At 69.6% G+C, this 19,282-nt stretch carries 19 protein-coding genes, 1 tRNA gene and 1 pseudogene; 8 read left to right on the top strand and 13 right to left on the bottom strand.

The window, feature by feature from the left end; genetic code table 11:
* Positions 1-43 precede the first annotated feature (43 nt).
* From cysN to JJ683_RS08685, 4 genes and pseudogenes are all read right to left on the bottom strand, one after another.
* Positions 44-1,978: a sulfate adenylyltransferase subunit CysN gene (cysN, locus tag JJ683_RS08695; RefSeq protein WP_200173180.1), complete on the bottom strand. Its 1,935-nt coding sequence runs from the start codon at positions 1,976-1,978 to the stop codon at positions 44-46.
* Complete coding sequence (gene cysD / locus JJ683_RS08690; protein ID WP_200173178.1) at positions 1,978-2,913, bottom strand: sulfate adenylyltransferase subunit CysD; 936 nt, start codon at positions 2,911-2,913, stop codon at positions 1,978-1,980. The genes cysN and cysD overlap by 1 nt, the downstream gene beginning before the upstream one ends.
* Positions 2,910-3,011: pseudogene (locus JJ683_RS19735) on the bottom strand (3'(2'),5'-bisphosphate nucleotidase CysQ); the annotation flags it as partial. The gene cysD and the pseudogene JJ683_RS19735, both read right to left, overlap by 4 nt.
* 64 nt (positions 3,012-3,075) lie before the next feature.
* Positions 3,076-3,702 (bottom strand): TetR/AcrR family transcriptional regulator, encoded by a 627-nt coding sequence (locus JJ683_RS08685; RefSeq protein WP_200173176.1) that lies wholly within the window; start codon positions 3,700-3,702, stop codon positions 3,076-3,078.
* Positions 3,703-3,785: 83 nt separating this feature from the next.
* Between JJ683_RS08685 and JJ683_RS08680 the strand changes: the two genes are divergently transcribed.
* Positions 3,786-4,079, top strand: coding sequence for a hypothetical protein (locus JJ683_RS08680; RefSeq protein ID WP_200173174.1), 294 nt, complete (start codon positions 3,786-3,788; stop codon positions 4,077-4,079).
* 522 nt (positions 4,080-4,601) lie between these two features.
* Here JJ683_RS08680 and JJ683_RS08675 read toward each other — a convergent pair.
* Complete coding sequence (locus JJ683_RS08675) at positions 4,602-4,808, bottom strand: CsbD family protein (RefSeq protein WP_200173172.1); 207 nt, start codon at positions 4,806-4,808, stop codon at positions 4,602-4,604.
* Positions 4,809-5,052: 244 nt separating this feature from the next.
* Complete coding sequence (locus JJ683_RS08670) at positions 5,053-5,649, bottom strand: helix-turn-helix domain-containing protein (protein WP_200173169.1); 597 nt, start codon at positions 5,647-5,649, stop codon at positions 5,053-5,055.
* A 65-nt stretch (positions 5,650-5,714) separates the two neighbouring features.
* On the opposite strand from JJ683_RS08670, the gene JJ683_RS08665 reads away from it, so the two are divergent.
* A complete protein-coding gene (locus JJ683_RS08665) occupies positions 5,715-7,388 on the top strand; it encodes a bifunctional NAD(P)/FAD-dependent oxidoreductase/class I SAM-dependent methyltransferase (protein ID WP_200173167.1) in 1,674 nt (557 codons plus the stop codon).
* Positions 7,389-7,624: 236 nt separating this feature from the next.
* Here JJ683_RS08665 and JJ683_RS08660 read toward each other — a convergent pair whose 3' ends face one another.
* Positions 7,625-8,185, bottom strand: a complete 561-nt coding sequence (locus JJ683_RS08660) for a maleylpyruvate isomerase N-terminal domain-containing protein (RefSeq protein ID WP_200173165.1) — start codon at positions 8,183-8,185, stop codon at positions 7,625-7,627.
* A gap of 159 nt (positions 8,186-8,344) precedes the next feature.
* On the opposite strand from JJ683_RS08660, the gene JJ683_RS08655 reads away from it, so the two are divergent.
* Positions 8,345-8,716 carry a VOC family protein gene (locus JJ683_RS08655; protein ID WP_200173162.1) on the top strand — a complete coding sequence of 124 codons (372 nt, stop codon included), beginning with the start codon at positions 8,345-8,347 and terminating at the stop codon, positions 8,714-8,716.
* 109 nt (positions 8,717-8,825) lie between these two features.
* On the opposite strand, the gene JJ683_RS08650 is transcribed toward JJ683_RS08655, so the two are convergent.
* From JJ683_RS08650 to JJ683_RS08630, 5 genes are all read right to left on the bottom strand, one after another.
* A complete protein-coding gene (locus tag JJ683_RS08650; protein ID WP_372435274.1) occupies positions 8,826-10,334 on the bottom strand; it encodes an MFS transporter in 1,509 nt (502 codons plus the stop codon).
* 81 nt (positions 10,335-10,415) lie between these two features.
* Positions 10,416-11,084 (bottom strand): YoaK family protein, encoded by a 669-nt coding sequence (locus tag JJ683_RS08645; RefSeq protein ID WP_200173160.1) that lies wholly within the window; start codon positions 11,082-11,084, stop codon positions 10,416-10,418.
* A gap of 98 nt (positions 11,085-11,182) precedes the next feature.
* Complete coding sequence (locus JJ683_RS08640; protein ID WP_200173158.1) at positions 11,183-12,523, bottom strand: DUF2252 domain-containing protein; 1,341 nt, start codon at positions 12,521-12,523, stop codon at positions 11,183-11,185.
* A gap of 25 nt (positions 12,524-12,548) precedes the next feature.
* On the bottom strand, positions 12,549-13,064 hold the full coding sequence (locus JJ683_RS08635; RefSeq protein ID WP_200173156.1) for a GNAT family N-acetyltransferase: 516 nt from the start codon (positions 13,062-13,064) through the stop codon (positions 12,549-12,551).
* A 22-nt stretch (positions 13,065-13,086) separates the two neighbouring features.
* Complete coding sequence (locus tag JJ683_RS08630) at positions 13,087-13,863, bottom strand: SDR family NAD(P)-dependent oxidoreductase (RefSeq protein ID WP_200173154.1); 777 nt, start codon at positions 13,861-13,863, stop codon at positions 13,087-13,089.
* Positions 13,864-14,010: 147 nt separating this feature from the next.
* Between JJ683_RS08630 and JJ683_RS08625 the strand changes: the two genes are divergently transcribed.
* Positions 14,011-14,640, top strand: coding sequence for a mycothiol-dependent nitroreductase Rv2466c family protein (locus tag JJ683_RS08625; protein WP_200173152.1), 630 nt, complete (start codon positions 14,011-14,013; stop codon positions 14,638-14,640).
* Positions 14,641-14,728: 88 nt separating this feature from the next.
* Positions 14,729-15,373, top strand: a complete 645-nt coding sequence (locus JJ683_RS08620) for a dihydrofolate reductase family protein (RefSeq protein WP_200173150.1) — start codon at positions 14,729-14,731, stop codon at positions 15,371-15,373.
* 159 nt (positions 15,374-15,532) lie between these two features.
* Here the strand turns inward: JJ683_RS08620 and JJ683_RS08615 are convergent.
* Positions 15,533-15,615 (bottom strand) — tRNA-Leu (locus JJ683_RS08615).
* Between the two features lie 220 nt (positions 15,616-15,835).
* Between JJ683_RS08615 and JJ683_RS08610 the strand changes: the two genes are divergently transcribed.
* The 3 genes from JJ683_RS08610 to JJ683_RS08600 all read left to right on the top strand — a co-directional run.
* Positions 15,836-17,236, top strand: a complete 1,401-nt coding sequence (locus JJ683_RS08610) for an FhaA domain-containing protein (RefSeq protein WP_200173148.1) — start codon at positions 15,836-15,838, stop codon at positions 17,234-17,236.
* Positions 17,237-17,518: 282 nt separating this feature from the next.
* On the top strand, positions 17,519-17,983 hold the full coding sequence (locus tag JJ683_RS08605; RefSeq protein WP_200173146.1) for an FHA domain-containing protein FhaB/FipA: 465 nt from the start codon (positions 17,519-17,521) through the stop codon (positions 17,981-17,983).
* Positions 17,980-19,282, top strand: a 1,303-nt coding sequence (locus JJ683_RS08600; RefSeq protein WP_200173144.1) for a PP2C family protein-serine/threonine phosphatase, incomplete at its 3' end; no start/stop codon positions are given. The genes JJ683_RS08605 and JJ683_RS08600, both read left to right, overlap by 4 nt.

Raw genomic sequence — 19,282 nt, 5'->3', positions numbered from 1 at the left:
CCTCCGCTATGACGCCGATCCGATGGGGACTCGACGACGACCGTTAGACGATGATGCCGTCGCCGCGCAGCGCCGACACGACCGCGGCCGCGGCGTCCTCCGGCGCGCCGTCCGCGGTGCGCAGATGCACCCGCGGTTCCAGAGGCTCCTCGTAGGGCGAGTCGATGCCGGTGAAGTTCACCAGCTCCCCGCGGCGGGCCTTTCCGTAGAGGCCTTTGGGATCGCGCTCCTCGGCGACCTCCAGCGGCGTGTCGACGAATACCTCATAGAAGCGGTCCGCGCCGATGGCTTCGCGCGCCGCGTCCCTGTCCGCCCGGAACGGCGAGATGAGCGAGACCAGCACGATGAGGCCCGCGTCCGCCATGAGCGTGGCCACCTCGGCGACACGCCGGATGTTCTCCACGCGGTCGGCTTCTGTGAATCCCAGGTCACGGCCCAGGCCGTGCCGCACGTTGTCGCCGTCGAGCAGGTAGGTGTGACTGCCCCGCGCATACAGGTCGCGCTCGACGAGGTTCGCGATGGTCGACTTGCCCGCGCCGGACAGCCCGGTCAGCCACACCACCGCCGGCTTGTGCCCGTTGAGCCGTGCCCGTGCCTCCGCGTCCACGTCCACCTGCTGCCAGTGGATGTTGTCGGCCCGCCGCAGTGCATAATCGATCATCCCGGCGCCCATCGTGTTCCCCGACATGCGATCGACGAGGATGAATGCGCCCGTCTCGCCGCCCTCCGCGTAGGTGTCGAACGGCACCGGGCGGTCGAAGCTCACGTTGCACGCCCCGATCTCGTTGACATCAAGGGTCGTCGTCGCCGTGTGCTCGAGGGTGTTGACGTTGATCTTGTGCTTGGGGCGCGTGATCCGCGCCTGCACCTCGCTCGTGCCGATCCGGCACAGGTACCGCCGTTCGGGGATCATCTCCTGCTCGGCAAGCCACACCACGTGCGCGGCGAACTGGTCCGAGACCGCCGGCGGGTCGCCCGCGGCCGCGATCACGTCGCCGCGGCTCACGTCGATCTCATCGGCCAGGGTGAGCGTGACCGACTGCCCGGCGACGGCCAGGTCCAGGTCGCCGTCCATCGTCACGATCCGGTCGATCGTGCTCGACTGCCCCGACGGCAGCACCCGCACCGCATCGCCGGGAGCCGCAGTGCCGGATACGAGCTGCCCGGAGAACCCGCGGAACGTGTGGTCCGGCCGGTTCACCCACTGCACCGGAAGCCGCATGGGCCGCGTCTGATGATCGTCTTCGATCTCCACCGTCTCGAGGTGCTCGATCAGCGAAGGGCCATTGTACCAGGGCGTGTGGGGGCTCCGGCCGGTGAGGTTGTCCCCCATGAGCGCCGATATCGGGATCGTGACGACGTTCGCCGCGCCGACGCGCCCGGCGAACTCCCGGAACTCGCTGTCGATCGCGTCGAACACGTCCTGCGAGTAGTCCACCAGGTCGAGCTTGTTCACTGCGAGGACCACGTGACGGATCCCCAGTAGCGACACCAGGAACGCGTGCCGGCGGGTCTGCTGCAGCACCCCCTTGCGTGCGTCGACGAGCAGCACCGCGAGGTCCGCGGTGGATGCCCCGGTGACCATGTTGCGGGTGTACTGCTCGTGGCCCGGGGTGTCGGCGACGATGAACTTGCGCGAGGTGGTGGTGAAGAACCGGTAGGCGACGTCGATGGTGATGCCCTGCTCGCGTTCGGCGGCCAGCCCGTCGACGAGCAGCGCGAAGTCGAGGTTCTCCCCTTGCGTCCCGGACCTGCGCGAATCGGATTCGAGTGCGCTGAGCTGGTCCTCGAACACCAACTGGGACTCGTAGAGCAGCCGGCCGATCATCGTCGACTTGCCGTCGTCCACGCTGCCGCAGGTGATGAAGCGCAGCATCGACTTGGTCGCGTGCATCGCCAGATACGAGTCGATGTCGGCGGCGATGAGGTCGGAGTCCACGGCGCGGGCCGGCGCGACCGGTTCGGATACCTGTGCCATCAGAAGTAGCCCTCCTGCTTCTTGCGTTCCATCGACGCGGCACCGTCCTTGTCGATCACGCGCCCCTGCCGCTCGGAGGTGGTGGTGAGCAGCATCTCCTGGATGATGCGGGTCAGCGTGTCCGCCTCGGACTCGACCGCACCGGTGAGCGGGTAGCAGCCGAGCGTGCGGAACCGGACGCTGCGCATCTGCGGGGTCTCCCCGTCGGCCAGCGGCATGCGGTCGTCGTCGACCATGATCAGGGTGCCGTCGCGCTCGGCCACCGGCCGCTGCGCGGCGTAGTACAGCGGCACGATGGGGATGTCTTCACGCAGGATGTACTGCCAGATGTCGAGCTCGGTCCAGTTCGACAGCGGGAACACGCGCAACGATTCGCCGCGGGCCTTGCTCAGGTTGTAGAGCCGCCACAGCTCCGGGCGCTGACGCTTGGGATCCCAGCGGTGCTCGGGCGACCGGACGGAGAAGATGCGCTCCTTGGCGCGCGACTTCTCCTCGTCGCGCCGGGCCCCGCCGAACGCGGCGTCGAACCCGTACTTGTCCAGCGCCTGCTTGAGCCCCTCCGTCTTCCACATGGTGGTGTGCACGGCGGACCCGTGATCGAACGGGTTGATGCCGCGCGAGACGCATTCAGGATTGCGGTGGACGAGCAGATCCAGGTCTTCCGACGCCGCGATCCGGTCGCGGAACTCGTACATCTGACGGAACTTCCAGGTGGTGTCCACGTGCAGCAGCGGGAACGGCAGGCGCGACGGGTGGAAGGCCTTGCGCGCCAAGTGGAGCATGACCGACGAGTCCTTGCCGATCGAGTAGAGCATCACCGGGTTCTCGCTGCCGGCGACGGTCTCGCGCATGATGTGGATGCTCTCGGCCTCGAGGCGCTCCAGGTGGGTGAGGGTCTTCGCGGGCCCCCGTGCAATGGCTGCGGGAACGTTCATCGGGCCAGTACCTCCAGGGTCTGTGGAGCCAGTTCCGGTCGGCAGATCAGCAGGTCCGGAAGCTTCGGGTCAGAGCGGTTGAAGTGCAGCGCCGAGCCGACTCCACGAACTCGGCCGCCGCGGCGGCGTCCGCAACGTGCGGCGGGCGGTGGTCCAGATCGGTCATGAGTGCATCTCCGGTAATTCGAGGATGGAGCGGGCGAGCGCGGCGGTGGAGTAGGCGACCAGGTCCTCCCGCGCTCCACCGCGCAGCCACTTGTTGGTCAGGGTGTCCGCGATGCCCGTGAGCCCGGCCCACACGTACAGCACCATCGCGGGACCGTCATGCAGCGTGCGGCCTTCGGTGTCCGCGGACTCGACGAGCGCACGGTGCAGTGCAGCGAACTGGCGGTCGGAGCACGCACGCAGCTCGCGCACGGACTTACGCTCCATCCCGCTGCCGTCGACCGTCTGCCACGTGGATGCGAGGTGGCCGACGCGCTTCCACTGCCGTGTCGCCTCCGGCACGATCGCCGCGAGCAGCCCGGCGACTCCCCCGTCGCGCGGCAGCGCCTCGATGAATTCCGACAGCTCCGTCTCCGCCTCCTGCAGCAGCGTGATGAAGATGTCCTGCTTGTCGACGAAGTACTGGTAGATCAGCCCGGGGCTCATGCCGGCGCGCTTGGCAACGGCCCTGTTGGTGAGCGCCGGATAGCCGCCCTCGTCGAGGATCTCCACCGCTGAGTCCAACACGGCACGGCGCCGCGCGACCGCGTCGCCGTAGACGGAACCGCCCTGTGTCGAGGTCATGACGCCACAGTAGACACGGATTGACCATTGATCAATCTATGACGCCGATCACCGTTACGGGGCGGTCGTGCCGGGGTTGGCTCATGGCGGCGATTCGGCACGACAGACGGACGCCGGCGCTGTTCGCCCTCGTTCTGTCCATGGCCCTCGTCGCGGTGGACACGACGATCGTCGCCGCCGCGGTGCCACAGGTGGTGGCCGATCTCGGCGGGTTCTCGCTGATCGGCTGGGTGTTCTCCGTCCAGATGCCCGCCCGGACCGTGACGATCCCGGTCTACGGCAAGCTTGTCGGCCTCTACGGCCGCAAGCCGGTTCTGCTGTTTGGGCGCGCCGCCTGCCTGCCGGCTCCTACGCGGCCACGTTCACCGCCGGGATGATGGTGATAGGCCTGTCGATCCACCTGCCCAACTGGACCCAACAAGTGCGGCCCAACAAGTGCTCGGCCTCGGCGCGGTGGCCGCCGGCTTCGCCATCGCCTCCGGAATCGTCTTCAGCATGTTGTCGGTGTCCTCACCCCTGTGGCAGGCGGTGCTCGGCAGCGCTCTCATAGGCGCCGGGATGGGGCTGATCGTCTCGCCGCTGCGGTCGCGACCGCTCTCATCCTCACCGTCGTGGTCCCACGCAGTCTCCGTGCGCACGCGGCCCGGTGACCATGCCCCTGACCGTCCTCATCGCGGGCGACAAGTCGGGGATCGTTGCACATCGACGACCGGATCCACGATCCTCGATGTGAACTCGCTTGATGTCGGCGTGCAATGCGACGTCGCCGCGGCATGCAGGCCGACGATGCGGTCCGCAGGCCGCGGTCCCCACAAGTGTTGGTGGGGCGACCCCGCACAGGGGCCGCCCCACCGCATGCTCCGGCGCGGCTGGGCAGCGTCAGCCCGGCCGGCGTCGCGTCACTCGTCCTTGCCGCCGGTGAGCTTGTCGGCAACCTCGTTGGCCTTGTCCTTGGTTTTCTCGACGCCCCGCTTCACCGACGAGGAGGCTTGGTCCGCCTGCCCCTCGTTCCTGAGGTCCTCGTCACCGGCCGCGGCACCGGCCGCCTCCTTGGCGCGGCCCTTGAGTTCCTCGGCCTTGTTTTCGAACTTGTCCTGGACTCCCACAGCATCCTCCTCGTCGCACTGGCAGCGGACCATGCGCCGCGGACGCCGGTTCCCGGCGCTCACAGCCATGCCGCTGATCGCCAAAGTACGCGCGTCCCGGGCTCACCGCTTGCCACGACGACAACGCCCGGCCGACCCGCTACGCCGGCCATGATCGCCCGAGGCCGCCCGAGGCGATCGCCGTCGTGGACGAAGCACTCACGCACGCGGCCGCAGTGCATCCATTGCACGGCGCGAATCGGTGTCAAGACGCGGAGTCCACGTCGCTTCGCGGCCGGGCCCGCACGTGCATCCGCTCCCCCTGGGGCCCGAAAAGCACCAGCAGCTCCACCGGGTGCCCGTCGGCGCTGCCGAACCAGTGCGGGGTATGCGTGTCGAACTCGGCCGCCTCGCCCGCGCCCAGCACCAGGTCGAGCGCTCCCAACAGCAGCCGCAGGCGCCCGCCGAGCACGTACATCCACTCATAGCCCTCGTGGCTGCGTTGCCGGCCGGGCGCCCCCTCCGGGCCGATGATCATCTTGAACGCCTGCACGCCGCCGGGCCGCCGGGTCAACGGCAGGAAGGTCCGCGCGCCCTTGCGCACCGCGCTCCTCCGCACCCGGGGGTCCTCGGTGGCGGCACCGTGCACGAGTTCCTCCAGCGGCACGTCGTGCGCCCGTGCCAGCCGAAGCAGCAACTCCAGGGTGGGCCTGCGGCTGCCCGACTCCAGACGTGACAGCGTGCTCACCGAAATCCCGCTCGCCCCCGACACGTCCGTCAGCGTGGCCCCGCGCCGCTCCCGCACCTCCCGCAGGCGGGGCCCCACGCGCTCCAAGGTCTCGTCGATGTCGCCGCCGTCCATGTCCCTATTTTGCCGTTTCAGCAACGTAGTTTGTCAACCGCTCTCACTGCGCGCATTCTTTTGGCATGACCGATTCCCTTCAGGAGACCCCCGCACGTCACGACGCGACGTTCGACGTGGCGGTGCTCGGCGGCGGCGCCGCGGGGCTCGGCGGCGCCCTCGCCCTGGCCCGTTCCCGCCGCAGTGTATTGGTGTTCGACGCCGGCGAGCCGCGCAACTCCGTCGCCGGGCACGTGCACAACTACCTCACCCGTGACGGCACACCGCCCGCCGCGTTGTACGCGGCGGGGCGGGCGGACGTCGAGGGCTACGGCGGCACGGTCATCACTGCGCAGGTCACCGAACTGGCGCGCGACGACGACGGGAACTTCCGCGTCACCTACGACGAGGGCGATGCCCGCGCCACCGTCCGCGCCCGCAGGCTGCTCGCCGCCACCGGGTCACGCGACGCGCTGCCGGACATCCGTGGGCTGGCGGATCTCTGGGGCTCGGGCGTCCTGCACTGCCCGTACTGCCACGGCTGGGAGGTGCGCGACCAGAGAATCGGCATCCTGGCGACAGGCCCGATGGCCGCGCACCAGGCCCTGCTGTTCCGGCAACTCAGCGAGTACGTCACCGTCATCGTGCACGACGCGTCGCCGTTCGACGACGCGCAAGCCGAGCAGTTGGCGGCCCTCGGCATCCCCCTCGTCGACGGTCCCGTCACCGCCGTCGAGTCCGGGCCTGCCGGGCTCACCGGTGCCCGCCTGGCCGACGGCACCGTCGTCGCGCTCGACGCACTGGTCGTCGCCCCGGTGACGCACGCTCGCGCCGGGATTCTCAGGCCCCTGGGACTGCGGCCGCAGGACTTCCTGGTCGGGCACACGGTGATGGGGACGGTGATCGGCGCCGATCGGACAGGAAAGACCGATGTGCCCGGTGTGTGGGCGGCGGGCAACATCACGGATCCTTCCGCTCAGGTGATCGCCTCCGCCGCAGCGGGTCTCCAGGCGGGCGCCATGATCAACGCCGACCTCGCCGCCGCCGACGCCGAGGCCGCGCTCTACGAGCACCGCTACGGCCGACGTGCCTGGGACGACCGCTACCGGGGACGGGACGGCCATCGGCACGGCGCCCGGCGCGTCGGCGCACAGGACGACGACGTCCCTGAGAACAGTGCGCACGTCCAATCCCACGGCCGAATGTGGAGCGGCAGGCCCAACGCCGTGGTGGTCGACGAGCTGTCGGACCTGCAGCCCGGCAGCGCATTCGACGCAGGTGCCGGCGAGGGAGGCGACGCGCTGTGGCTGGCCGAACACGGATGGAAGGTGACAGCGGCCGACCTGTCGCCCGTTGCGCTCGAACGCGCCGAGGACTCCGCCGCCCAACTGGGGGTGACGGTCGACTGGCGCCGCCTGGACCTCACGCGCGATCCCGTGCCCGGCAGTTACGACCTCGTCGCCGCCTCGTACCTGCACCTCCCCGCCGACAGGCGGACGCGTCTGTTCTTCCGCCTCGCCGCAGCAGTCGCCCCGGGCGGCACCCTGCTCATCGTGGGTCACCACCCGAGCGACGCGGACTCCGGCGTACACCGGCCCGACCTCGCCGACATCAGCTGGACCGCAGAGGACCTCGCGGCATCCTTGCCGTCTGGATGGGTCGTGGACACCTGCGCCACGCGGTCGCGCACCGAGCACGGAGCCGACGGAAAGGAATGCACCGTCCACGACGCCGTGCTCCGCGCGCACCGCGAGGAGTAGCAGGCAAGGGCGATCCGGCGTCGGTGCGGGCCGGTGTCCGTGCTCCAGCGGCCGACCATCGCAGCGAGTTCAGCAGCCTGTCCCCAGCCTGCACAGTGCAGTTCACACCCCTACGTCCTGCGGATCATGCCCGCAGCGACGCGGCGGCGCAGATCACTGCGCCCAGCGCCGCGCCCGCAATGAACTGCGCTTTCGTGTGGTCGCCCAGTTCGACGCACACCCGGGTACGCCCGCTGTCACTCCGTCCTGCCGAGAAAACCCAGCAGCACTGCCGACGGCGCCGGCGTGGCGGGCGGGACCGGCGGGCCGAAGCGCACCCCACGGTCGCCCGGCGTGACGAGCATCCGCGCGACCGGCAGCAGGTCCCGCGCCAACGGGCCGGGGAGCGCCGGCCCCCGCGGGCCGGTCCCCGCCACGTCGTGCCCGTGGACCGCGATCTCCAGCGCCGCCGCCTGCAACAGAAGCCGCGGGTCAATCCGCGTGCCGGCGAGCCGGACGCACCCGGTTCCGGCTGCCGACCACGCGCTCAGCAGGTCGCACGCCTTGCACTGCAGCGCCTCGACGTGCGCCCCGACCGAGCGCGCGGGAATGTCTCGGCGCCCGGGGCCCGGGTGGACCTCGACCACGCCCGCACTCGCCTCGATGAACGCATCGAGCGCATCGGACATGTGCTCCAGGAGCCGTCCCAGAGTCCACTGGCTGCACGGCGTCGGCGCCGACAGACAGACCCCGGCCGATTGCAGGGCGCCGCGCGTGTACGACACGGCGCGTTCGAGCAGCTCCACAGGGTCCGACACGCCCGCCTCCTTGCTCCGCCGGATGTCAGTGGTGACCGGAGACGACGCGCTGACTCATCGCCCAGCCCGATGAGTTCCGCCGCCGACTGCGGTCGATACGCCCAGCACCGCACGCCGCGCTTCGGCACACGATCAGAAGGCAGGTACACCACGGCGCGCATGATCTTCCCTAACCTCCCGGTCGCGGATGTCGCGAAAGCCCGCGAGTTCTGGACCGTGCTGGGATTCGGGTTCAACGAGAGCTTCAGTGACGACAGGGCCGCATGCCTGGTCATCAACGACCTCGCCCCGGTGATGCTGCTGCGCCAGGACTTCTTCCACGGCTTCCACGACGCCGCGCCGCGCTCGGGCACCGAGACGATCCTCGCCTTCGACGCGCCCGACCGCGCCGGGGTGGACGAGCTGTGCGCCAAGGCCGCGGCAGCCGGTGCCACTCGCACCGAGTGGCGCATGGACGACGGGCCGATGTACGCCGGCGCCTTCCGCGATCTCGACGGGCACCGATGGGAGGTGCTGCACATGGGGATGTAGACCGCGTTTGGCACCTGATTCGCATTCTGCAGGGGTGGGGTGGCCGTTTCCCCCGTCCCGCCCCTATAGAATGCGAAGCACGTGCCGCGAAAGGTCCAGGTATCCGAGTTCAAGGCCGCGCGGGCACCGGCAGTTCCGTGCGCGTCCTCGCCCGGTCACGCAGATCCTTCACGCCCACCCCCAGCGCGAGCACCACGACGACCGCGATCAGGCCGAAGCCCGTGGGAACCGCGACCGCCCACGAGCTCGCGTCGAGCGTCGCGAACACGGCCGCGGTGATCACCGCGATCCCGATGGAGGTACCGATCCGCTGTCCGGTCTGCATGATCGCCCCGGAGCTGCCGGCGTACGACAGAGGCACGTCCGCCAGGGTGAGCGTCTGATTGGGGCTGATCACCGATCCTTGCGCGATGCCGATGAAGACCAGCGACCCCAGCAGCCACCACTCGCTGATGTGTCCGGCCTCGTGCAGGACTACGACGGCGATGCTGAGCACCAACCCGACGAGCGCACTCAGCAGGCCGCCGATCACAACCTTGCGCCCGTAGGTCATCACACGCGTGCCCGCCCAGTGCGCGGCCACCGCGGAGATGAGTGCGGCGGGTATTCCGACCGCCCCGGCCGCGAGTGCGGAGTGCCCGGCACCGTCCTGCATGTAGAGCGCGACGAGCACCCAGATGCTCGTCATCCCCAGGAAGTACAGCGCCACGATGATGCTGCCGTTGGTGAAGCTGCGGGTGGAGAAGATCTTCAGGTCCACCATCGGGCTGTGGCCCATGCGCGCGTAGCGGCGTTCCCACCGCACCCACGCATACGCCAGCAGCATGCCCAGCAGTAGGACGAGCCAGATCAGCGCCGTGTCGCCGGATTCGACGAACGGCAACAGCACCGCGAGCACTGCGAGCCCCAGGAGTATCGAGCCGACGGGATCGAGGGCGCGCACAGCATCACCGACCCGGACCGCCCGGCCGGTCGCCGCATCCCGGATGCGGCGGAACAGCGGCCGCGGGAACCACAACAGCGCCAGCGCCAGGCAGGCGAGGCCTATCGGCACGTTCACCAGGAACGTCAGCCGCCAGCCGATGTCCGGCCCGCCCAGTTTGATCAGGAGCCCGCCGATGATCGGCCCGATGCCCACCGCCACCCCGACGGTGCTGCCGAAGAAGCCGAAGGCGCGTCCCCTCTCGGCACCGCGGAAGTACTGCTGGATCATGCCCACTCCCTGCGGGTTCAGCAACCCCGAACCGAGGCCCTGCGTGAAGCGCGCGGCGTTGAGCGCATCCGCGTTGGGCGCGAGCCCGGCGGCCACGGACGACGCGGTGAAGACGACCACACCCATGATGAAGATGCCGCCGCGGCCCATCAGGTCGCCGGCCCGGCCCGCGGCGACGAGCACGATGCCGAAGGTGAGCGCGTACCCGGACAGCACCCATTGCACATCGGACTGCGCGGCGTCGAGGCCGTGCTGGATCGAGGGCAGGGCCACGTTGACGATGCTGACGCCGACGAGGGACATGAAGATCGCCACCAGCAGCACCACCAGGATGCGCCAGCGGACCGGATCCGGAGTGTCGCCGCCCGCAGCGCCGCTGGGACCGGTCCGTGACTCCACCGAAATCCTCCTCTTTGAGTGCTTCGCCCCAATCCGGCCGAACGCCGCCGGCACCGGGAACATTCCGAGGCGTGACGGGCTCAACCGCTACTCGAACTGCAACGTCGGTGTCAGCCACAGAGCGGCCCCCGCCATCGCCGCGGCGGCCACGGTGAGCCAGAGCGCCGCGGTCCCGATGGCCAGATAGGAGACCGCGCCGATCACCGTCCCCGCACCGAGGCCGCCCCACAAAGTCAGATACCGGCGCCACGGCGATGCCGGTTCGCGGGCTATGAGCGCTGCGATGCTCTGACCCAGTTTCACGAGCGTGCCCGTCATGTAGGTGAGTCCGATGGTGACCTTGCCGTCGTGCTCGAACACCGCGTTCTCCACACCCATGGCCAAGGCCAGCAGCGGGGCCACGGCGACGGCGGTGGTGGTCGACTGCTCCGCAAGCACGGCCGCCAACAGGATCACGGCCACCGCCGTCAGCACCACCGACATCCGGCGCCGGTGCGGTAGGCCGTCACCGCCCACACTGCGTCCGAGCAACGAGCCGGCGATCACCCCCAGCACGAACGTGATCACCAGCCCGGCCGCCAATCCGAAGTCGTGGAACCGCCCCTCGGCCAGCGATACCCCCGCGAGCGTGGTGTTGCCGCTCATGAAGGCCACGAAGTAGCCGCCGATCTTCATGAAGCCGACGGCGTCGACGAAACCGGCGAGTCCGGCCAGCGCACTCGCAGTGGCGATCTCCGTCTTGCGGGGGCTGTTCATCGGGGGCCGCCCGGGGGGCGATGCAGGTGGCGCGCAGAACAGGCGCCCGGCACGGGAGTGTTCATGGTGCCATGGTCGCCCACCCGCACCGGCTCCGGTCAGCTTGCCGTCGGATTGATTCCGGGGATCTTGCCGTTGCGGAAGGCGTCGACGAACAATTCGCGGTCGTTGCGGGCCTGCCGCGCGTAGTGCGCGCCGAACTCCACCATGTCGTCGACGAACGCGTCATCCCGGCCGCCGATCGCCGCGGTGATGGCCTCTTCGCTCTGGAAAGCGACCAGCGTCTGATTGGAATCGGCATCGGAGACGCAGTGCATGCACGCGGTGGATTGGCCCAGGTAGCCGAGCACCGGCCGGATTTCCTCCGGCTCCGTCAGGTCGGACCAGTCCAAGTCGTCCACGTACGGCGACAGCTCGGATACGACGTATCCCACGCCGTCGAGAACCGTGTAGCCGAGCCACGGATCAGCGTGGGCCTGCAGCGCACGCTGCGACACCGCAGTGCGGTGCCCGTGATCGGTGAAATACTCGGTGACGTGCGTGTCGCGCACGATCCTGCTGGGCGCGGCGATGTTCCCCTGCTTCATCGACAGGATGACGTCGTTCTCGAGCGCCTCCGTCTGCCCCTCGACGAGGATGTTGTAGGCGGGCAATCCGGCAGAACCGATGCCGAAACCCTTGCGGCCCACGATGTCCTTCACCGCGTAGGTGATGCTGTGGAACCGCTTGTGGGCGGGGATCGTTTCCAGGTACCTCTCGAACGCGGCCGCCACGCGCGCGTGCTCGTCGGCGTCCAGCCGGCGGACGCCCTTGCCCGGGCCGAACCGCCGTTCATGGTCTTCGATCACCGTGTTCCGGTCCAGCAGCGCCACGCGGGTGCGGGTCCGCGCATTCAGGAGGGCCTCGTGGACGGTCCCCTCGGTATTGCGCAGGTGCAGCTTGAAGTCCTCCGCCTGCAGCGGGCCCCGGGCGAAGTCGCGGACGGTGCGCAGGTAGGCACGGACGTAGGTCCTGATGAGCGCGGCGATGTCGCCGTCGGAGATGGCCTTGCGCCGCGCCAGCAGCGCGATGCTCGCGCAGAACCGCCGGATGTCCCAGGTGAATGCGCCCAGATACGCCTCGTCGAAGTCGTTGACGTCGAATACGATCTGGCCGGCGGAGTCCATGTACGTTCCGAAGTTCTCCGCGTGCAGGTCGCCCTGGATCCAGATGCGCCCGGTCCGCTCGTCCGCCCACGGGTCGTCGCAGTCGGCCATGTCGGCGTAGAAGAGGCATGCCGAGCCCCGGTAGAATGCGAACGGGTTGTCGGCCATCTTGCGGAACTTCTTGCGGAACGCGTCCGGGTCCGCCGCGATCATCTCCCCGAAGGCGTCGACGAACACGTCGATGATCTGTGCCTGACGCTCCGTGTCGTCGAGATCGCTCCGTCCGCGTGTCATGCCCATCGCGATTCCTTTCTGCCGGTCAGATGTCGCCGAATGCGGCGGCGTAGCGGATGACGCCGGCGGGCACGGCGGTGCCGTCGAGACTCAGTACCATCAGCGCGTCGTCGGGCACTGCGGCCCGCATCCGCACGCCGTGCGCGGACGCGCGCTCGAAGCCGAACCGCGGATAGTATTCAGGGTGGCCGAGCACGGTCACGAACCTCTCCCCGCGCCGGCGCGCCGCCTCGAGCACCGCCCGGGTCACCGCCGTACCCGCGCCGGTCCCTTGGTGCTCCGGCAGCACGGAGCACGGCGCCAGGCACACCGCGGGCCGATCCCCGATCGCGCACCGGGTGAGCAGCGCGTGGGCGGCGACGGCTCCCTCGCCGTCCACCGCCACCGCCGACAGCCCGTCGATCCACGCCGGGTCCTGCCGCAGCGCGTCCACCAGGTCCGCCTCTTCCGCCGTATCGAATGCGGACAGCAGAACGCGCCGGACCGCCGCCGCATCGGCGGCGGTCTCGGCGCGCGTCGGCCATCCCTGCGTCGCGGGCATCGCGTCGGGGTGCGTCAGGCGATCACTTCGGCGGCATCCGGATGCCGCCATCCACCCGGACCACCTCGGCGTTCATGTACGAATTGGTGAGCAGTTCCTCGACCATCGAAGCCAGCTCGTCCGGCACGCCGAGGCGCTTGGGGAACAGCACGCTCTCGCCCAGCTTGGCCTTGAACGCGTCCGACTCCGGGCCGCTGCCGTAGATGGGGGTGTCGATGAGGCCCGGCGCGATGGTGTTGAGGCGGATCCCCGCCGCGGACAGGTCGCGCGCCACCGGCAAAGTCATGCCGACGACGCCGCCCTTGGACGACGAATAGGCCGCCTGCCCGATCTGGCCGTCGAACGCGGCCACCGAAGCCAGGTTGACGATGGCGCCGCGGTCTTTGTCCTCGCCCGGGTCGTTGCGGCTCATCGCGGTGGCGGCCAGGCGCACGGCATCGAAGGTGCCGATCAAGTTGATGGCGATGACCTTCTTGTACACGTCGATGTTGTGCGCGGAGGCGAACTCGCCGTCGCGGCCGATGGTGCGCTGCGCCGAGCCGATGCCGGCCGAGTTTACCAGCGCCTTCAGCGGCGCCAGCTCGACGGCCGTGTTGACTGCGGCCTCAATCTGCGCGGTGTCGGTGACGTCGACCGAGGCGAACACGCCGTCGATCTCCTGCGCGAGCTTCTGCCCGGCCTCCGCGTTGAGGTCCGCGACGACCACCTTGGCGCCGCGCGCGGCCAGCCGGCGGGCGGTGGCCGCGCCGATTCCTGAAGCGCCGCCGGTGACGATTGCACTAGCTCCCCTGATCTCCATATTCCGCAGCGTAAAGCACCGGCCGCGCGGTCGACCATGAGGCCCCGGTCACACCGTGGTGGCGGTGGTTTGGCGGGGCGGGAACTCGGCAAAACTCCGTTGACGCGCCGGAGACGGCCGGCGCGACGCAGAAAGCGGGTGAAGGATATGACCGACGCAGAGAGCGGCGCGCAACGCACAGTGGTCGTCGACGTGTGGTTCGACCCCGTGTGCCCGTACACCTGGGTGACCACGCGGTGGCTGGCGACGGCCGCCCAGCGACGCCGGGTCGAGCTGCGTTGGCATCTGATGAGCCTGGCCGTGCTCAACGCCGGCAAAAACATGGGCGAGGAGGAAACTGCGGAGATGGCGGATTCGCGAGCCGCCGGCCGGTTGCTCGCAGCGGTCGCGCAGGAGCAGGACGGAGACCTGCTCAGCACGGTGTATACGGCGATGGGCGAGCGATACCACCGCCGAGCGCAGCAAATGGACCATGATCTGGCCTCCGCGGCATTGGCTGAATGCGGAGCAGACCCCACTCTGGCCGACGCGATGGAGGATTCCTCGTACGATGACTACGTTGAACGCTCGCACGCAGCGGGGCAGCGGGCGCTCGGCGACACCGGCGGCAGCCCGATCGTGTCGATCGACGGCACCGCGTTTTTCGGCCCGGTACTCATGTCGATCCCGGGCTCCGATGAGGCGGCCTCATTGTTCGACGCGGTGACCGCCTTGGGGCATGCTGGCGCGTTCTCCCAGATCAAGCGGCCACGGAGCGGCGCACCAGACGTGGGGTGAGCTGCAGTAGGGGCGCCGATGATTCTTCCCGGCCGGTCCGGTCCACCCATCATCCACTGGTCAGTAAGCGCGAAACGGGAGGATCGGCATGAGCCAGTCGTTGCGAGTCCAGAACTTCACCGTTTCCAGTGACGGGTTCAGCGCCGGCGAGGGGCAGAGCCTTGAGCAACCGTTCGGGCATGCCGATCCGGAGAAGTTGCTCGCTTGGGCCTTCGCCACCGACCACCCACCCATCAACCGCTCCGAACCCGGCAGCCGAGGCCTGGACGACTATTTCACCCGCGACTACGCCCGCAATATCGGCGCGGAGATCATGGGCCGCAACAAGTTCGGACCGCAGCGCGGGCCCTGGCTGGACCACGAGTGGCAAGGATGGTGGGGCGACGAGCCTCCGTTCCACACTCCGGTGTTCGTCATGACGCACTACAGCCGCCCGTCGTTCACGCTCTCCGACACCGCGTTCCGCTTCGTCGGCGGCGACCCGGCAGCAGTGCTTGACCAGGCGAAGGAGGCGGCACAGGGCAAGGACGTCCGCCTCGGCGGCGGGGCCACGATCATCCGGCAGTTCCTCGACGCCGACCTCATCGACACTTTGCACGTGGCGGTCGCGCCGATGAAGCTCGGCTCCGGGCCCCGGCTATGGGAGTCCCCCGACGTGCTGCTCGACCGGTTCCACCAGGACGTCGTGCCCAGCCCGAGCGGCGTGACGCACCATCTGTTCTGGCGGAAGTGAGGTCGACCGAGTCGGCGCCCGGCCCGTCGGCCCCGCCACCGGAGAAGTTCCCGGTCGCATCCTCGAAGGTCACGATGCCCCCGGATGCGACAAAAGCGGGACCAGCCAGAAGTTTCTCTGACTGATCCCGCCTGCCGCGGCTTTGCGAACCGCACACTGTGGGCGAAGGGGGACTTGAACCCCCACGTCCCGAAGGACACTGGCACCTGAAGCCAGCGCGTCTGCCATTCCGCCACTCGCCCGAGCAACGCGGTCGAGACTAGCACGGCGTCTCGCAGGCCCTCAAATCCCCTGTTCACACACGTGTGATCTGCATCGATGCGCGCGGCCCGAGATGCGGCGACAATGGTTGACAGGCCATATGGACCGGTGTAGCAGTACCCGCCCAGTATCCTCTAATGGTCAGGAGTCCCCGCTCCTGCTCACTGTGGTTACGCCGCGCGGCGGGAGAGGAGGCAGTCGGTGGGGTTTGTGCAACGCTTCGAGCGCAGGTTGGAGGGCGCCGTGGACGACGCCTTCGCGCGGGTGTTCGGCGGCAAGATCATGCCGGCGGAGGTCGAGGCCGCGCTGCGCCGGGAGGCGTTCGACGGCCTCCGCATGCAGGGCGACCAGCCGGTGGTCCCCAATCACTACGTGCTCACGGTGAGCGATTCGGACGAGCAGAACCTTACGGCGGACGCCGAGCTCACGTTGCGGTCGTTCGCGACGCATCTCGCCGGCTTCGTCGACGAGCAGGGGTGGCAGACTTACGGCGACGTGTCGGTGGAGTTGCAGTCGTCGCCCAACCTGCACACCGGCCAGTTCCGGGCGCAGAGTTCGATCAACCCGGACTCCGGCTTCTCCGTCTCCTCGGATCCGGTGCCCGGCCAGGCACCGCAGCGCGGTGCGGACTCCACGCAGCGGCCCCAGGCACCTCGAGAGGAGCCCGGAGTGTCGGACAGCAGCCTGCCGTCAGAGCGCTACCGTGCGCACAACGAGGGCCGGCTCACCGCCTCCCCGGCGCCGCCGCCCGACGCCGCCCCCGCGCGACGCGGCGAGGCGCCCGGGGCCGAGCAGCAACCTCCGCACGACCTCCCAGGACGGGGCGGTCACCCGCCCGTGTACGGCGGCGAGGCCTACAGCGCGTGGGGCGGTCCGGGCTACGGCCGCGACCGCGACCCCGGGCAGGCCGGCCCTCCGGCCCCGTACTATGAGCAGGGGCGCAACGCCGGGCGGCCGGACACCGGGCAGGACTACTCCGGACGGGAGTTCGGCGGCCGACAGTACCGAGACCGGCCCGCCTACCCGTCCCAGGACTACGAGTACCCGCACCAGGACTACCCGCACCAGGACTACGAGCCGCAGGACCACGCCCCCCGGGGCTACGCGTCACCCGGCTACGGCGCCCCGGCGCAGCCGCCGCAGGGCTACGGATCGCAAGGATATGCTCAACCTCAACAGAGCCCCGACCCCCGGGACTACGGCCGGCAGGAATCCGACCCCCGGGCGGTGTACCCGCCGCAGGATCACACACAGAGTTACCAGCAGCAGGGCTATCCGCAGACGGGCGGTTACGGTGCGTGGTCCCAACCGCGCACCCTCGGTGTTCGGCTCGTGCTCGACGACGGCAGCGGCCGCACCTTCGACCTGCGTCAAGGATCCAATGTGATCGGCCGCGGCCAGGCCTCGCACTTCCGGGTCCCGGACACCGGAGTGTCCCGGCAGCACGCAGACGTCCAGTGGGACGGGGCGGTGGCGCTGCTCGTGGACCTGGGCTCCACCAACGGCACCGTCGTCAACGGCAATCCGGTCACCGAGTGGCAACTGGCGCACGGCGACATCATCCGCGTGGGCCACACGGACATCGCAGTGCAGTTCCACTGATCACGTATCGCACCATCGCCGCAGGTCGCGAGCAGATACGCCGATGAGACGGGCGGGATGCCCGGCCGCACAAGTACGATGATCTCTCGGTGGCGCACGCGACCGGCGCGGGCTCCTGCTCCGCGCCCGGACCGCGGTTCCGGCCAGTAGGCTGCGATCTGCGCCGCCCGTACCGGCCGTGCCCTACTGACGACGCAACCCCGACGATGCAGACCCCCGACTGCACTGCCCGCAAGAACCCCGGGTGCCCGCACCCGCCGAACCTCCAGGAGGTGGACCACCGTGCAAGCCCTGGTGCTGCAACTGACGCGTGGCGGCTTCCTGCTGCTCCTGTGGCTGTTCGTGTGGGCGGTCCTCCGCGTGCTCCGCACCGACGTCTACGCCGCCTCCGGCTCCCGCTTCTCCAGCGCCCGGTACCCGGTCAAGCCCGCGCGCATCAGCGGCCGGCGCGCCAAAGTCGCCAAGTATCTCGTGGTCACCCAGGGCGCGCTGGCCGGCACGCGGATCACGCTCGGTACGCAGCCGGTGCTCATCGGCCGGGCCGATGATTCCACTCTCGTGCTCACCGACGACTACTCCTCGGCCCGGCATGCACGTCTGTCGCCGCGCGGCGCGGAGTGGTACGTGGAGGACTTGGGCTCCACCAACGGCACCTATCTGGACCGTGTGAAGGTCACCACCGCCACGCCCGTCCCGTTGGGTACTCCGGTGCGCATCGGCAAAACCGTCATCGAGTTGCGCTCGTGACACTGGTACTCAAGTACGCCGCACGCAGCGACCGCGGCTTGGTGCGCGGCAACAACGAGGACTCCGTCTACGCGGGCGCACGGCTGCTGGCCCTGGCCGACGGCATGGGCGGGCACGCCGCCGGCGAGGTGGCCTCCCAGCTCATCATCGCGGCGCTCGCGCCTCTGGACGACGACGATCCGGGCGGGGACATCCTCGGCATGCTGGAGGAGGCCACGCGGGCGGGCAACGAGGCCATCGCCGACCACGTGGACGAGGAGCCCGAGCTCGAGGGCATGGGCACCACCCTCACCGCGATCCTGTTCGCCGGCAGCCGCCTGGGCCTGGTGCACATCGGCGATTCCCGCGGCTACCTGCTGCGCGACGACCAGCTCACGCAGATCACCCGCGACGACACCTTCGTGCAATCGCTCGTCGACCAGGGACGCATCACCGCCGAGCAGGCCAAGACGCATCCGCAGCGTTCGATGATCATGCGCGCGCTCACCGGTAACGACATCGAGCCCACGCTGACCATGCGCGAGTCGCGCGCGGGCGACCGCTACCTGCTGTGCTCGGACGGGCTGTCCGACGTCGTCAGCGCCGAGACCATTGCGGACACCATGCGCCAGGGCGATCACCGCGAATGCGCGGACCGTCTCATCGAACTGGCCCTGCGCAGCGGCGGGCCGGACAACATCACCGTCGTCGTCGCCGACGTGATCGACCTCGACTACGGGCAGAGCCGTCCGATCGTCGCCGGGGCGGCGTCGGACGAGGAGGACGATGATCCTCCCCCGGACACCTCGGCGGGGCGCGCTGCGGCGATGCGCCCGCCGGCCGCCAAACCGCGCAGGGTCCTCGCGACCCAGCCGCCCCCGGCGGCGAAGCGGCGCTGGGGGCGCATCGGGTTCGGCGCGGCGCTGCTCATCGTCCTCGCGGGCATCGGCGTCACCGTGGCGGTCATGTGGATCCGCAGCAGCTACTACGTGGGCGAATCCGACGGCCTGGTCGCAGTGCACCGTGGGGTGCCCGGCAGCGTCCTCGGCATCTCGATGCAGAGCGTGCAGCAGGTGGGGTGCGTCAACGACGAGGGCACCCTGCAGCTCGTGGCGCCCGACGCCGACCCCGCGGACTGCGACGTGCTCACCATCGACGACCTGCAGCCCGCCGCGCGGGAGCAGGTGCGCTCCGGCCTGCCCGGCGGCAGTCTGGAGAACGCGCAGCAGCAGATCGGCCAGTTGGTGCGGACCGAGCTCCTGCCGGTGTGCCGCCCCGCCGAGCCGGCGCCCGCGCCCGGGCCGGGCGCGGATCCGGGGG

The organism is Tomitella cavernea (genome assembly GCF_016599145.1).
GTDB classification, from domain to species: Bacteria; Actinomycetota; Actinomycetes; order Mycobacteriales; family Mycobacteriaceae; genus Tomitella; species Tomitella cavernae.
This window is presented reverse-complemented; position numbering and strand designations above follow the sequence as displayed.

What these genes read in the sequence shown, in the direction of transcription:
- cysN (WP_200173180.1), bottom strand. Translation starts at nt 1,978, where the DNA reads ATGGCACAGGTATCCGAACCGGTCGCGCCGGCCCGCGCCGTGGACTCC.
- cysD (WP_200173178.1), bottom strand. Translation starts at nt 2,913, where the DNA reads ATGAACGTTCCCGCAGCCATTGCACGGGGGCCCGCGAAGACCCTCACC.
- JJ683_RS08685 (WP_200173176.1), bottom strand. Translation starts at nt 3,702, where the DNA reads ATGACCTCGACACAGGGCGGTTCCGTCTACGGCGACGCGGTCGCGCGG.
- JJ683_RS08680 (WP_200173174.1), top strand. Translation starts at nt 3,786, where the DNA reads ATGGCGGCGATTCGGCACGACAGACGGACGCCGGCGCTGTTCGCCCTC.
- JJ683_RS08670 (WP_200173169.1), bottom strand. Translation starts at nt 5,649, where the DNA reads ATGGACGGCGGCGACATCGACGAGACCTTGGAGCGCGTGGGGCCCCGC.
- JJ683_RS08665 (WP_200173167.1), top strand. Translation starts at nt 5,715, where the DNA reads ATGACCGATTCCCTTCAGGAGACCCCCGCACGTCACGACGCGACGTTC.
- JJ683_RS08655 (WP_200173162.1), top strand. Translation starts at nt 8,345, where the DNA reads ATGATCTTCCCTAACCTCCCGGTCGCGGATGTCGCGAAAGCCCGCGAG.
- JJ683_RS08645 (WP_200173160.1), bottom strand. Translation starts at nt 11,084, where the DNA reads ATGAACAGCCCCCGCAAGACGGAGATCGCCACTGCGAGTGCGCTGGCC.
- JJ683_RS08640 (WP_200173158.1), bottom strand. Translation starts at nt 12,523, where the DNA reads ATGACACGCGGACGGAGCGATCTCGACGACACGGAGCGTCAGGCACAG.
- JJ683_RS08635 (WP_200173156.1), bottom strand. Translation starts at nt 13,064, where the DNA reads ATGCCCGCGACGCAGGGATGGCCGACGCGCGCCGAGACCGCCGCCGAT.
- JJ683_RS08630 (WP_200173154.1), bottom strand. Translation starts at nt 13,863, where the DNA reads ATGGAGATCAGGGGAGCTAGTGCAATCGTCACCGGCGGCGCTTCAGGA.
- JJ683_RS08625 (WP_200173152.1), top strand. Translation starts at nt 14,011, where the DNA reads ATGACCGACGCAGAGAGCGGCGCGCAACGCACAGTGGTCGTCGACGTG.
- JJ683_RS08620 (WP_200173150.1), top strand. Translation starts at nt 14,729, where the DNA reads ATGAGCCAGTCGTTGCGAGTCCAGAACTTCACCGTTTCCAGTGACGGG.